This window comes from Streptomyces sp. NPDC002176 (assembly GCF_044903645.1).
Taxonomy (GTDB): Bacteria; Actinomycetota; Actinomycetes; order Streptomycetales; family Streptomycetaceae; genus Streptomyces.
Window position 1 is genome coordinate 188,777 of sequence record NZ_JBJDQW010000006.1, and the last position, 13,433, is coordinate 202,209.

At 72.9% G+C, this 13,433-nt stretch carries 11 protein-coding genes; 5 read left to right on the forward strand and 6 right to left on the reverse strand.

All coding sequences use genetic code 11. The features are described from left to right. Window positions 1–96: 96 nt before the first annotated feature. Entirely contained in the window at window positions 97–348 is a 252-nt protein-coding gene (locus tag ACI2LY_RS26550; protein ID WP_404709343.1) for a hypothetical protein, read from the reverse strand. Window positions 349–511: 163 nt separating this feature from the next. Here ACI2LY_RS26550 and ACI2LY_RS26555 point away from each other — a divergent pair, with 163 nt between their 5' ends. Then, entirely contained in the window at window positions 512–895 is a 384-nt protein-coding gene (locus ACI2LY_RS26555; protein ID WP_389005072.1) for a cold-shock protein, read from the forward strand. Between the two features lie 12 nt (window positions 896–907). Here the strand turns inward: ACI2LY_RS26555 and ACI2LY_RS26560 are convergent, their stop codons facing one another. The 4 genes from ACI2LY_RS26560 to ACI2LY_RS26575 all read right to left on the reverse strand — a co-directional run bounded on the left by ACI2LY_RS26560 (window position 908) and on the right by ACI2LY_RS26575 (window position 4,431). Next, window positions 908–1,756: a 1,4-dihydroxy-6-naphthoate synthase gene (locus ACI2LY_RS26560; protein ID WP_393594911.1), complete on the reverse strand. Its 849-nt coding sequence runs from the start codon at window positions 1,754–1,756 to the stop codon at window positions 908–910. Further along, the gene (locus tag ACI2LY_RS26565; protein ID WP_404709344.1) at window positions 1,746–2,465 is read right to left on the reverse strand and encodes a futalosine hydrolase; all 720 of its coding nucleotides are present in this window, start codon (window positions 2,463–2,465) and stop codon (window positions 1,746–1,748) included. The genes ACI2LY_RS26560 and ACI2LY_RS26565 overlap by 11 nt, the downstream gene beginning before the upstream one ends. Window positions 2,466–2,482: 17 nt before the next feature. Then, window positions 2,483–2,968 (reverse strand): DUF2771 domain-containing protein, encoded by a 486-nt coding sequence (locus ACI2LY_RS26570; protein ID WP_404709345.1) that lies wholly within the window; start codon window positions 2,966–2,968, stop codon window positions 2,483–2,485. A 62-nt stretch (window positions 2,969–3,030) separates the two neighbouring features. Continuing rightward, window positions 3,031–4,431 carry an MFS transporter gene (locus ACI2LY_RS26575; protein ID WP_404709346.1) on the reverse strand — a complete coding sequence of 467 codons (1,401 nt, stop codon included), beginning with the start codon at window positions 4,429–4,431 and terminating at the stop codon, window positions 3,031–3,033. 281 nt (window positions 4,432–4,712) lie between these two features. Here ACI2LY_RS26575 and ACI2LY_RS26580 point away from each other — a divergent pair, with 281 nt between their 5' ends. The 4 genes from ACI2LY_RS26580 (at window position 4,713) to ACI2LY_RS26595 (ending at window position 10,956) form a co-directional block, all read left to right on the forward strand. Beyond that, window positions 4,713–5,639 (forward strand): DUF3027 domain-containing protein, encoded by a 927-nt coding sequence (locus ACI2LY_RS26580; protein WP_404709347.1) that lies wholly within the window; start codon window positions 4,713–4,715, stop codon window positions 5,637–5,639. 83 nt (window positions 5,640–5,722) lie between these two features. Then, the gene (locus ACI2LY_RS26585) at window positions 5,723–8,854 is read left to right on the forward strand and encodes a sacsin N-terminal ATP-binding-like domain-containing protein (protein WP_404709348.1); all 3,132 of its coding nucleotides are present in this window, start codon (window positions 5,723–5,725) and stop codon (window positions 8,852–8,854) included. A gap of 186 nt (window positions 8,855–9,040) precedes the next feature. After that, window positions 9,041–9,955, forward strand: coding sequence for a hypothetical protein (locus ACI2LY_RS26590; protein ID WP_404709349.1), 915 nt, complete (start codon window positions 9,041–9,043; stop codon window positions 9,953–9,955). Window positions 9,956–10,125: 170 nt separating this feature from the next. Further along, a complete protein-coding gene (locus ACI2LY_RS26595; protein ID WP_404709350.1) occupies window positions 10,126–10,956 on the forward strand; it encodes a hypothetical protein in 831 nt (276 codons plus the stop codon). Between the two features lie 3 nt (window positions 10,957–10,959). On the opposite strand, the gene ACI2LY_RS26600 is transcribed toward ACI2LY_RS26595, so the two are convergent. Then, window positions 10,960–13,362: an HAD-IC family P-type ATPase gene (locus ACI2LY_RS26600; protein WP_404709351.1), complete on the reverse strand. Its 2,403-nt coding sequence runs from the start codon at window positions 13,360–13,362 to the stop codon at window positions 10,960–10,962. Window positions 13,363–13,433: the final 71 nt, after the last annotated feature.

Sequence of the window (13,433 nt, forward strand, 5' to 3'; positions counted from 1 at the left end):
GGGAAACGCCGACAGCACCCACCCCAGGGGCGCGGGGAACTGCGCGACCAGCCACGACGAACGGTCAGCCGCCGACACACCGGTATACGGCCAACCTCAGCGGCCGACACCTCGCGCTTGGCGCCGACCCGCCGAAACCGAGCGCAGCACACCCGCCCCCGCGATCAGGAACCCGACCGCCATCAGCATGCTCAAGCCGAACATGTAGGTCGGGAACGGATGGCTGCCGAGGAACAGCGGGGCCACCGTGACCAGCGTGGCCACGGCGCCGAGGAAGAAGACGATGACTCCGGCGCGGATCAGTCCGTCACCGGGCCCGGCGGAATTCGTTTGGGTTTTGTCACGCACCGGACCAGGGTAGTTCCCAGCGCGAGAGAACAACCGGTGAGCACCTTGTCAGCCGCCCGATGACCATTAGCCTGGACGTCGGCGGGTCAAGGTGGACCCGCCGCAGTGCTCCGCATACCCGTTTACCGAGCTTTTCCCGACGAGTACGAGGACGAGGACAGACGTGCCCACCGGCAAGGTCAAGTGGTTCAACAGTGAGAAGGGCTTCGGCTTCCTCTCCCGCGACGACGGCGGCGACGTCTTCGTCCATTCCTCGGTCCTGCCCGACGGAGTCGAGGCGCTCAAGCCGGGACAGCGCGTGGAGTTCGGCGTCGTCGCCGGTCAGCGCGGTGACCAGGCGCTCTCGGTGACCGTTCTCGACCCGACCCCCTCCGTAGCGGCCGCCCAGCGCAAGAAGCCGGACGAGCTGGCCTCGATCGTGCAGGACCTCACCACCCTGCTGGAGAACATCACGCCGATGCTGGAGAAGGGCCGCTACCCGGAGCGCACGTCGGGCAAGAAGATCGCCGGGCTGCTCCGCGCCGTCGCGGACCAGCTGGACGTCTGACCCGCCGAGCGCCTAGGGGAACGCCAGCGCCTTCGGTCCGAGGGCCGGTACGAGGCCCTCGGCCGCCGCGCGCGTCAGCAGGCCCCGGATCGCCGCGTACCCGTCCTCGCCGAGGTCGGCGGTGAACTCGTTGACGTACAGCCCGATGTGCTGGTCGGCGACGGCCGGGTCCATCTCCTGGGCGTGCTCCATGACGTACGCGCGCGACGCCTCCGGGTCGTCCCAGGCGGCCCGGACCGAGGTGCGGATGGTGTCCGCGAGCCGCTGGAGGGTCTCGGCGCCCAGCGACCGCTTGGCGATGATCGCGCCGAGCGGGATCGGCAGCCCGGTGGTGCGCTCCCAGTGCTCGCCCATGTCGGCGAGCTTGTGCAGCCCGTACTCCTGGTAGGTGAAGCGGGCCTCGTGGATGACGAGCCCGGCGTCCACCTTGCCGTCCCGCACGGCCGGCATGATCTCGTGGAACGGCATCACCACGATCTCCCCGACCCCGTCCGGCAGCGTGTCCGCGGCCCAGAGCCGGAACAGCAGGTACGCCGTCGAGCGCTCGCTCGGCACCGCCACCGTGCGCCCGGTCAAGTCGGCACCGGCCTCCCGCGTCAGTACCAGCGGCCCGCAGCCCCGGCCCAGCGCGCCGCCGCAGGGCAGCAGGGCGTACTCGTCGAGGACGTACGGCAGCACGGCGTACGACACCTTCAGCACGTCGAACTCGCCGCGCTCGGCCATGCCGTTGGTGATGTCGATGTCCGCGAAGGTCACGTCCAGCGCGGGGGCGCCGGGGACGCGGCCGTGGGCGAGGGCGTCGAAGACGAAGGTGTCGTTGGGGCAGGGCGAGTACGCGATCTGCAGGGGCTCAGTCGTCATGCGTGTTCCAACTCTCCAATGCGGGCGCGAGCTTCCCGAAGGCCCCGGTGAGTGCGGCGAGCGCGTCGCCGATGCGCCAGGCGGCGCGGTCGCGCGGGCCCACCGGGTTGGACACCGCGCGGATCTCCAGCACCGGCACCCCGTGCGCGGCGGCCGCCTCCGCGACCCCGAACCCCTCCATGCCCTCGGCCAGCGCGCCGGGATGCCGCGTCCGCAGGGTGGCGGCGCGGGTGGCGGTACCGGTCACGGTGGAGACGGTCAGCACGGTGCCGGGCCGGGCGCCGGTGGCCTCGACTGCTTCTCGTACGAGTGAACTCGGTGGCAGATGGGTGACGGTGCCGAAGCCGAGGTCGGTGACCGGCAGGAAGCCGTCCGGGGTCTCGGCGCCCAGGTCCGCCGCGGTGATCGCGTCGGCGACGACGAGCGAGCCGACGGGTGCCTCTGGCTGGAAACCGCCCCCGATCCCGGCCGAGACGACCAGTCCGTAGGGGGTGCCCGTGAGGGCGGCGGCGGTCAGCGCGGTCGCGGTGGACGCGGCGGCGAGCGCGGGTCCCACCCCGGCGGCCAGCAGGTCGCAGCGGCCGTCCGTGCGCAGCAGGGTCGCGCCGGGCAGCCGTACCTCCTCGGCGGCGCCCGGAAACGCCCGTGCCACCGCGTCCCGTTCGGCCGGGACGGCGGTGGCGACGAGGACGCGCGTACGGGCGTTCACTGGACCGGGAGCCTCCGTCAGGAGGTCGCCTTCTTGAGCTTGTAGCTCCACAGGCCCTTGGCCGAGGAACCGGTGCCCATCTGGATGGACAGCGTGTTGGTGTCGCCCTGGGTGCCGTACTGGGCGTTGAAGAACGCGTTGCCCGGGATCGTGCTGTACGTCTTCTTGCTGACGTCGGTGAACTGACGGCCGTTGACCAGCAGCACCCAGCCCGCGTCCGCGATCTTCGGGTCGACGCCGACGCGGACCGTGTCGCCGTCCGGGTCCACCGTGATCGTCTTCTCGTCGCCGGCCTTCTTCGCGCACTCCGCGAGCGACTTGGCGGTCAGCGTCTTGTCGCCGTTGTAGCAGAGCGCCTCGGAATTGACCGAGCTGTCCCCGACGGTGACCGTGGAGACGGGCGTCGGCTTGTCACAGGCCGAGAGGGCGAGCAGTCCGGCGGAAACGGCACCGGCGGCGGCGAGCGCCCGGCGGCGTCGCGGGGCGGATTGCAGCGAGGTCATGGCCGAAGGCTATCGGGCACACCTCGCGGGCGGTCCACGTGGGGTACGACACGTTCGCCGCGTCAGGCGACGCGCGGCCGGGCGCGGCCCCCGTGCCGGGCGGCCACCAGCAGCCCCCGGAGCGTCGTCAGCCAGCCCACGGCGACCAGGGCGGCGGCCACCGCCAGGCCGAACGTGCCGTTGAGGGGCATCACGATGCCCACCGCGCCGCCGAAGACCCAGGCCATCTGGAGGATGGTCTCGGAGCGGGCGAAGGCGGAGGTGCGGACCGCCTCCGGCACGTCCCGCTGGATCAGCGCGTCCAGGGACAGCTTGCCCAGCGCCTGGGCGAAACCGGCCACGGCGGCGAGGCAGGCCACCAGGACGGCCCCGAAGAACACGGCGGCCACGACGGCGGCGCCCAGCGCGACGGCGACCACGGTCACGATGATGATCTCGGGCGCCTTGGAACGCAGCCACGCCCCCACGGCCGTACCCAGCGCGTTGCCCGCGCCCGCCGCCACGCCCACGATGCCCAGCGAGACCGCCGCGCTCTCCCCGGCCAGCGGATGCTCGCGCAGCAGGAACGCCAGGAAGAAGATCAGGAAGCCGGACAGACAGCGCAACCCCGCGTTCGCGCCCAGCGCGTGGGTGACGGCGGGCCCGACCGTGCGCAGTCCGGGCCGCTTGCCCGGATGCAGCCGCCGCGGCCCGTGCAGATGCTGTTCGTCCGCCGCGAGCAGCGCCACGCCCTCGCCCTTGGCCGAATCCACCGTGCGGGGCAGCGAGAACGACAGGAACGTACCCGCCACGAAGATCACAAAAGCCCCGTACAGCGGCCAGGGGTCCCCGACCATCTGGAGCCCCGCCCCGATCGGCGCCGCCACCCCGGTGGCCAGCAGCCCGGCCAGCGTGACCCGCGAGTTGGCCTTCACCAGGGAGAACGCGGGCGGCAGCAGCCGCGGCACGACCGCGCTGCGCACCACCCCGTACGCCTTGGACGCCACCAGCACCCCGAGCGCGGCCGGATACAGCTCAAGCCCTCCGCTCGCCACCGCCCCCGACAGCACCAGCGCCAGCAGCGCGCGGGCCAGCATCGCCCCGGCCATCGCGGCCCGCCGCCCGTGCGGCAGCCGGTCAAGGAGCGGGCCGATGACGGGGGCGAGGACGGTGAAGGGCGCCATGGTGATGGCGAGATAGAGCGCGACCCGGCCACGGGCCTCGTCGGTCGGCACCGAGAAGAAGACCGTGGAGGCCAGCGCCACGGTGATCATGACGTCCCCGGCACCGTTCACCGCGTGCAGCTCGATCAGTTTGCCGAGGCCCGACTCGCCCGCGCCGTGCGCGTGCGTGACCTTGCGGATGCCGCGCGCGGTGCCCGTCACCGGCAGGTGCAGGGCACGGCCGACGGAGCGGACGACACCGCCGACGCGGCCCGAACCGCCGCCACCGCGCCCCCTGTCCGTGGCTGCCACGTGCTTCATAGTGCCCCGAGCGACCGTTCCATGGGCGGTTTGCGGCCAAGCGAGTCGACGCGGGCTCCGCACGATTCACCGGTCCGGAACCCGCCGGACGGCCGCGGACTGTCCCCCACCACGGGCGACGGGGTAGCGTGCGTATCTCAGCCATAGCGCAGAATGGATGGCAGAGGTGCGCCCGCGCGTGATCGGACGCGGACGTCGATGCGGCCCACAGGTCCGCTCCGTCCGCTTCACCGCCGGAGTGCATCCGCACTCGTAGACGGCGTAGGAGAGAAGCGATACCTGTGAGCGCAGCGACCACGCGAAGCCGCACCCCTGACCGCCTGTGCGCCGAGGCGATCGACCTCGCGCGCACCGCAGCGGAGGAAGCGGCCGCTCCCGGTGTGGTCGGTGAGCACATCGGCCTGGTGTCGGAGGGTGACCGGCTGGTCACCCACTTCTTCGAGTGCAAGGAACCGGGCTACCGGGGCTGGCGCTGGGCCGCCACCGTCGCCCGCGCCTCCCGCGCCAAGATCGTCACCCTGGACGAGGTCGTGCTGCTGCCCGGCCGCGACGCCCTCCTCGCCCCCGAATGGGTGCCGTGGAGCGAGCGGCTGCGCCCCGGCGACCTCGGCCCCGGCGACCTCCTCCCCACCGACGAGGAGGACCTGCGCCTGGAGCCCGGCTTCTCCGGCGAGGAGGAGCCGCCGCCGAACTCCGCGCTGGCCGAGGGCCTGACCGAAGTGGCCGAGCGGGAGGACGCCGACGTCACCTCCGGCAGCCCCGCCGCCTCGGCGGGCGTGCCCGCGCGCGGCTCGATCACCTCGGTCGCCGAGGAACTGGGCATGCGCCGCGCCCGTGTGCTGTCCCGCTACGGCCTGCATGTCGCCGCCGACCGCTGGGAGGAGGCGTTCGGCCCCAAGACCGCGATGGCCCAGGCCGCCCCCGCCACCTGCGCGAGCTGCGGCTTCCTCGCCCCGATCGGCGGCTCCCTGGGCCAGGCGTTCGGCGTCTGCGGCAACGAGTTCTCCCCGGCCGACGGCCGCGTGGTCTCCCTCGCCTACGGCTGCGGCGCCCACTCCGAGGCCGCCGTCATGCCGACCCCGCCCCGCCCGCCGCTGCCCGTGGTGGACGAGACGCAGGTCGACCCCTTCCCGCTCCGCCCGGCCGCCGACTCCGGCTCGGTCACGGCCGAGGGCGACGGCGAAGCGGCGGAACTCGGCCACTCGTAGGGCGTGTGCCCGCGCGTACGCCGCGAAGGACGGACCGTCAGGTCGCTGTACCTTCGATCTCACGTCGATGATGGAGAGTGAACGTGAGCAAGTACGTGCGGCCCGCGGCCGAAGGCGCCGACCCCTTCGGCACCGCCCGCCTCCGTCGCGGTGTCCTCGACGCCTGGGCCACCAGCCCCGCCCGGTTCCGTGAGGACGCCAACGCCGAGGAGGACCTCGTACTCGGCGGCTACCGGGACCGGCTCGTGGTGGAGCTGGCCCAGAACGCCGCCGACGCCGCCGCCCGCGCGAACACGCCCGGACGGCTGCGGCTCACCCTGCGCGACGGCGTGCTGATCGCCGCCAACACCGGCGCGCCCCTGGACGCCACCGGCGTCGAGTCGCTGTCCACGCTGCGCGCCTCCGCCAAGCGGGAACGCCACGACGGGCACGTCACGGTCGGCCGGTTCGGCGTCGGCTTCGCCGCCGTGCTCTCCGTGACCGACGAACCCGCGCTGGTCGGCCGGCACGGCGGGGTCCGCTGGTCGCTCGCCGAGGCCCGCGAACTGGCCGCCGACACCGCCCGGCACAGCCCCGGCCTCGGCGACGAGGTGCGCCGCCGCGACGGCCACGTCCCGCTGCTCAGGCTGCCGTTCGCCGCCGAGGGCACCGCCCCGGACCCGTACGACACCGCCGTCATCCTGCCGCTGCGCGACGCGGCCGCCGCCTCCCTGGCCGAGCGGCTGCTCGACGCCGTGGACGACTCCCTGCTGCTCGCCCTGCCCGGCCTCGAAGAGGTCGTCATCGAGGTGGACGGGCGGGAGCCGCGCACCCTGCGCCGCCGCACCGAGGACGCCGTCACCGTCGTCGACGACTCCCGCGACGGCACCACCCGCTGGCGCACCCTCACCACCCACGGCCCGCTCGACCCCGCCCTCCTCGCGGACCGCCCGGTCGAGGAGCGGCTGCGCCCGCACTGGTCGGTGACCTGGGCCGTGCCCGAGGACGGCGAGGGCCGCCCGGTCCGCCCCCGCACCGCGCCCGTGCTGCACGCCCCCACCCCCAGCGACGAACCCGTCGGCTTCCCCGGCGTGCTCATCGCGTCCTTCCCGCTGGACACCACCCGTCGGCACACCGCGCCCGGCCCGCTCACCGACTTCCTGGTGGAGCGCGCGGCCGACACCTACACCGAACTCCTCGCCGGATGGCGGCCGGTGACCGAGGGCGCCATCGACCTCGTCCCCGGCCCGCTCGGCAAGGGCGAGCTGGACGGCGCGCTCCGGCAGGCCGTGCTGGACCGGCTCCCGCGCACCGCGTTCCTGCCCCCGGCGCTGCCCCCGCGCGGCGACGACGAACTCCCCGAGGCGCTGCGCCCGAGGGACGCCGAGATCGTGGAGGGCGCGGGCGCCGAGACCGTGCGCGTCCTCGCCGAGGTGCTGCCGACCCTGCTGCCCGCGGGCCTGGAGCGACGCCCCGAGCTGCGCGCGCTCGGCGTGGCCCGGCTCCCGCTCGCCGACGCCGTGGACCGGCTGGCCGGGCTGGAGAAGGAGCCCGAGTGGTGGTGGCGGCTCTACGACAGCCTCGCCGGGGTCGACCCCGAGCGGCTGTCCGGGCTGCCCGTGCCGCTCGCCGGGACCGGCCGGACCACCATCGGCCCCCGCCAGGTGCTGCTGCCCGCGCCGGACACCGCCGCCCCGGACGCCGAGGTGCTGGGCAGGCTCGGCCTGAAGCTGGCCCACGCGGACGCCGCGCACCCGCTGCTGGAGAAGCTGGGCGCGCTGCCCGCGACCCCGCGCGCGGTGCTCACCACCCCGCAGGTCCGGGCCGCCGTCGCCGCCTCGCTGGACGACGACGGCGGGGCGATGTGGGAGGAAGAGGCCCCGGACGCGGAGGAACTGGCCGACACCGTGCTGGCGTTGGTCCGTGACGCGGGCCTGGAGCCCGGCGACGAGCCCTGGCTCGGCGCGCTCGCCCTGCCCGACGAGGACGGCGAACTCGCCCCGGCGGGCGAACTGGTCCTGCCCGGCAGCCCGTTCGCCCGGGTCGTGCGCGAGGGCGAACTCGCCGCCGTCGACGCCGAACTGGCCGAGAAATGGGGCGAACAGCCCCTGGCGGCCTGCGGGGTGCTGGCCGACTTCGCCCTCGTCCGCGCCACAGACGTGGTTCTCGACCCGGACGAACTGGAGCCCCGCGACAGCGACTTCGCCGAGCCGGACGACGCCGGGCTGCTGGACGCCGTGGACGTGTGGTCCGAGGACATCCTCGACCGCTTCCCGGACAGCCCCGTGCCGCCCGTCGCCACCGAACTCGTCGCCGTGCGCGACCTGGACCTGGTGGACGACGACCGCTGGCCCGAGGCGCTCGCCCTGCTGGCCCGGCCCCCGCTGCGCGACGCCCTGATCCAGCCGGTCCGCGTCCTCCTCCCCGACGGCACCCACGAGGTCGTACGGCCGTACACCGCCTGGTGGCTGCGCGGGCACCCGGTGCTGGACGGCCGCCGCCCGGCGGGCCTGCTCGCCGCGGGTGGCGACCCGCTGCTGCACGGCCTGTACGACGAGGCGGACGCCACCGGCTTCCACGACGAACAGGTGCTGCGGGCCCTCGGGGTGCGCACCTCGGTGGCCGCGCTGCTGGACGAGCCCGGCGGCGCCGCCGAACTCCTCGACCGGCTCGCCGACCCCGACCGGCCGGTGACCCCGCTCCAACTGCACGGCCTGTACAGCGCCTTGGCCGACCTGGACCCGGAGCAGGTGACCCTGCCGGACGAACTGCGGGCCGTACGCGACGGGCGGGCGGTCGTGGTGGACGCGCGGGACGCGGTGGTCGTGGACTCGCCCGACCTGCTCCCGTTCGCCGCCGGGGTGGCGCTGCTGCCGGTACGGCCCGCGCTGGCCGCCGCGCTGGCCGAACTGTTCCAGGTGCGGCGGCTGAGCGAGTCCGTCACCGGTGCCGTGGACTCCGAGGGCACCGAGCACGAGGTGCCCGAGCCGGTGCGGACGCTGCTCGGCCCGCGCACCCCGGACAGCTATGCCGAGCACGAGGAACTCGTCGTGGACGGCGTCGAGATCGACTGGCGGCTCACCCGGGACGGCGTACTCCACGCCGCCACCCTGGAGGGTGTCGCCGCCGGTCTCGCCTGGGCGGCCGGGCAGTGGCCGCGCCGCTTCGAGGTGGCCGCGCTGCTGGAGGACCCGTCCCGCACCGAGGAGCTGGCGCGGGACCGCTGGTTCGACTGAATTCCGGTCCCTGGCCTGGGGCTTCACGAATTGGTCGCGGAATTTTCGATTCACCCACAACCATCGGCCCGGGTCGTCCGTCTGATCGTTTGAGCCAACGGGCTCGCACGATCAGACGGGCCCCACCGGACCCCGCGCCCCCTCGGACGCGGTGGTCACCGGGGCCCATGACGCAGGGGAACGCACATGCGCATTCGCGCCTCAGTGGCCGCCGTCACCGGTGCCCTGGCTCTCTCCGCCCTCGCCGTCCCGGCCGCGCACGCCGACGGCACCGGCTCCGCGTACCGCACGGAGGCCATGAAGATCGTCAAGGGGGCGCACGCCGCCTCGGGCAAGCAGGGCGTCACGTCCGCCCGCGGTGACCTGCCGTACGACCTGAACGTCACCTTCTCGCAGTTCAAGGTGGCCAAGGCGATCAAGGTCGGCACCACCAACCACGTCTCCACCACGGTCACCTACACGCTGACCCACGGCGCCGACGTGGACATCACGGCCCCCGACTTCCTCACCGGCCCGTACCTCTACAAGGGGTCGTTCGACTACCCGGACAACGAGGTGTACGGCGACCTGCCCGCCACCTGCAAGGTGGCCACGGCCACCACCGCGAAGTGCACCGGCAAGCTCGACATCTACCCCGCCGACGGCTGGCTGTTCAACTCCGACGCCGGTAGCTGGAAGGGCGCCGCGATCGCCATCGCCTACAACGGCCAGGACGAGGAGAACCCCGACGTCTCCAAGATCGGCTTCGCCGACAAGGGCGGCCTCGGCTACACCTCGGTGCAGCGGTACTCCCGCCAGACCGTCAACGCCTCCCCGGAGCCGGTGAAGAAGGGCCGGACCATCACGGTCACCGGTGCCCTCACCCGCGCCAACTGGGAGGACAACAAGTACCACGGGTACACCAAGCAGTCCGTGAAGCTCCAGTTCAAGAAGAAGGGCGCCAGCGCCTACACGACGCTGAAGACCGTCAAGACGGACTCCCGGGGCAACCTGAAGACCACCGTCAAGGCGACCGCCGACGGCTACTTCCGCTACAGCTTCGCGGGCACCTCGACCACCCCGGCGGTCGACTCGACCGCCGACTTCGTCGACGTGCGCTGATCCGCGGGCGACCGTTGAAGAGGTGAGCGGGCGGGGCCCTCGACCCGGCAATGAGTGGGCAAATTCCGGTCAAGGAACGCCCCGCCCGTACAACCAGGAAGACCCCTCACGGATCTGATCACCCGAGTCGACCGACTCACCGATCACTTCTCCCCCAGAGGGAACCGCACATGCGCATACGTGCCACCGTGGCCGCCGTCACCGGCGCCCTGGCTCTCTCCGCCTTCGCCGTACCGGCCGCGCACGCCGCGCCCGCCGACGGCACGCCGTACACGATGAACGTCAGCTTCTCGAAGCTGAAGATCGCCTCGTCGATCAAGGTCGGCAGCAGCAACAAGGTCAGCGCGGCCTACTCGTACACGCTGACCTACGGCGCGAACGTCAAGGCGACCGCAGCCGACTTCTACAGCGACGCCTACCTCTACCGGGGCCCCCTGGACGACCCGAGCGCCACGCTCGAGGGTGACGACTTCGCCACCTGCAAGAAGGCCACGACCACCACGCTCACCTGCACCGGCACCATCGACCTCTACCCGGCCGACGGCGACCTGACCGCCTCCGACGCGGGCAAGTGGTCCGTGGCCGCCGAGGCGACCGCCTTCAACGGGCAGAACCCCTCCAAGCCCGACTACAACAAGGTCGGCTTCAAGGACCAGGGCGCCATGGCCAGCACCAGCCTGCTGCGCAACTCCGCGCTGACCACCGACGCCGCCCCCGAGCCGGTCAAGAAGGGCAAGACCCTCACGGTCACCGGCACCCTGACCCGCGCCAGCTGGGACTACAACAAGTACTACGGCCTCGGGGCGCAGTCCGTGCAGCTCCAGTTCGCCAAGAAGGGCTCCAGCACCTGGAGCACCCTCAAGACCGTCAAGACGGACGCCAACGGCAAGCTGAAGACCACCGTCACCGCCTCGGTCGACGGCTCCTTCCGCTACGTCTACGCGGGCATCTCCACCACGGCCGCCGTCGCCGCCACGGCCGACGCCGTCGACGTGCAGTAACCCTCACACCGGGAAGCGGCGGTCGACCCATCTCCACACGAGTTCCAGGGCGGCCGCCGCCACCACCGCCACTCCCACCGCCGCCCACGGCATCGTGTTGCCGACCAGGCGCAGGGCGAAGAAGTCCTGGAGCCAGGGGACGGTCAGCACGAAGAGGAAGGCGACGCCCATCGCGGCCACCAGGGCCACCCGCCACCAGGTGTAGGGGCGGGCGATGATGGCGAGGACCCACATCGATATCAGGAACAGGGTCAGCGTGGCCGCGCTGGTCTCGGCGGCCAGCGCGTCCGCACCCGTGTAGTGGTGCCGGGCCAGCAGATACGTCACGAAGGTCGCCACCCCGGCCAGCAGGCCGCCGGGTATCGAATACCGCATCACCCGGCGCACGAAGTGCGGCCGCGCCCGCTCCTTGTTCGGCGCCAGCGCCAGGAAGAACGCCGGGACGCCGATGGTGAGCGTGGACAGCAGCGTCAGATGCCGGGGCAGGAACGGATACTCCACCTGCCAGCACACCACCAGCAGCGCCAGCAGCACCGAGTACACCGTCTTCACCAGGAACAGCGTCGCCACCCGCGTGATGTTGCCGATCACCCGGCGGCCCTCCGCGACCACCGACGGCAGCGTGGCGAAGCTGTTGTTCAGCAGCACGATCTGCGCCACCGCGCGCGTGGCCTCCGAGCCCGAGCCCATCGAGACGCCGATGTCGGCGTCCTTCAGGGCCAGGACGTCGTTCACCCCGTCGCCGGTCATCGCCACGGTGCGGCCCTGGGACTGGAGCGCGCCGACCATCTCCCGCTTCTGCTGCGGGGTGACCCGCCCGAACACCGTGGCCCGGTCCACCGCCTTGGCCAGGTCGGCCGGGTCGGCGGGCAGTTTCCGCGCGTCCACCGCTTTGCCGGACAGCCCCAGCTTGTGCGCGACGGCGCCCACCGACACCGCGTTGTCCCCGGAGATCACCTTGGCCTGGACGTCCTGGTCGGCGAAGTAGCGCAGGGTCTTGGCCGCGTCCGGGCGCAGCCGCTGCTCCAGCACCACCAGCGCCACGGGCCGGGCCCCGCGCGCCGGGTCGGGACCGTCCAGGTCACGGGCGGCGCGGGCCAGCAGCAGCACCCGCAGCCCCTGTTCGTTCAGCCGTCCGGTCTCCGCCAGCGCGGGGTCGTCGGGGGCCAGCAGGACGTCGGGGGCGCCCAGCAGCCACCCGGTGACCTTGCCGTCCCCCTCCTCGAACGCGGCCCCGCTGTACTTGCGGGCCGAGGAGAACGGCAGCGTGCTCACCGGGCGCGAATCCCCACCGTGGCCGTCCGGATAGGCGTCGATGATGGCCTGGAGCGAGGCGTTGGGACGCGGATCGGACGCCCCGAGCGCGGCCAGCACCTCCCGCACCCGCCCCTCGTCGGCGCCGTCCAGCGGCTTCAGCCCGGTCACGTCCATGCCGCCCTCGGTGAGCGTGCCGGTCTTGTCCAGGCAGACGGTGTCCACCCGGGCCAGGCCCTCGATCGCGGGCAGCTCCTGCACCAGGCACTGCTGCCGCCCGAGCCGCACCACCCCGATGGCGAAGGCCACCGAGGTCAGCAGCACCAGCCCCTCCGGCACCATCGGGATGATCCCGGCGATCGTGCGGGCCACCGACGACTTGAAGTCGCTGCTCTTCACCACGAGCTGGGTGACGACCAGGCCGAGCGCGGCCGGGACCATCATCCAGGTCACGTACTTCAGGATCGTGGAGATCCCGGACCGCAGCTCGGAGTGGACCAGTGTGAACCGGGACGCCTCCTCGGCCAGTTGGGCCGCGTACGCCTCCCGTCCCACCTTGGTCGCCTGGAACGCGCCACCGCCCGCGACCACGAAGCTGCCCGACATCACCCGCTCGCCGGGGTGCTTGACCACCGGGTCGGCCTCGCCGGTCAGCAGGGACTCGTCCACCTCGAGACCGTCGGCCTCGGCGCACACCCCGTCCACCACGATCTTGTCGCCGGGCCCGATCTCCACCAGATCGCCCAGCACGATCCCGCTGGTCGGCACCTGGACCGCATGGCCGTCCCGGCGCACGGTCGGCCGGGCCTCCCCGATCACCGCGAGCGAGTCCAGCGTCTTCTTCGCCCGCCACTCCTGCACGATCCCGATCCCGGTGTTGGCGAGGATCACGAACCCGAACAGGCTGTCCTGGATCGGCGCGACGAACAACGTCACCACCCACAGCACCCCGATGATCGCGTTGAACCGGGTGAACACGTTCGCCCGCACGATCTCGCCCAGCGAGCGGCTGCTGCGCACCGGAACGTCGTTCACCTGCCCCCGTGCCACCCGCTCCGCGACCTCCGCGCGGGTCAGCCCCGCCGGGCGGGTGCCGGGCGGCGCGACCGGGTGCACGGGGTCCAGTCCGGCACCCGCGTCGATATGCGTCATGCCTTCGACGTTACGTGCGGAATCCCCGCTTCACCTGCCGGGCGGGCCGATCTCCGGGTAACGCCAGGGGC

What these genes read in the sequence shown, in the direction of transcription:
- ACI2LY_RS26560 (WP_393594911.1), bottom strand. Translation starts at nt 1,756, where the DNA reads ATGACGACTGAGCCCCTGCAGATCGCGTACTCGCCCTGCCCCAACGAC.
- ACI2LY_RS26570 (WP_404709345.1), bottom strand. Translation starts at nt 2,968, where the DNA reads ATGACCTCGCTGCAATCCGCCCCGCGACGCCGCCGGGCGCTCGCCGCC.
- ACI2LY_RS26575 (WP_404709346.1), bottom strand. Translation starts at nt 4,431, where the DNA reads ATGAAGCACGTGGCAGCCACGGACAGGGGGCGCGGTGGCGGCGGTTCG.
- ACI2LY_RS26590 (WP_404709349.1), top strand. Translation starts at nt 9,041, where the DNA reads ATGCGCATTCGCGCCTCAGTGGCCGCCGTCACCGGTGCCCTGGCTCTC.
- ACI2LY_RS26595 (WP_404709350.1), top strand. Translation starts at nt 10,126, where the DNA reads ATGCGCATACGTGCCACCGTGGCCGCCGTCACCGGCGCCCTGGCTCTC.
- ACI2LY_RS26600 (WP_404709351.1), bottom strand. Translation starts at nt 13,362, where the DNA reads ATGACGCATATCGACGCGGGTGCCGGACTGGACCCCGTGCACCCGGTC.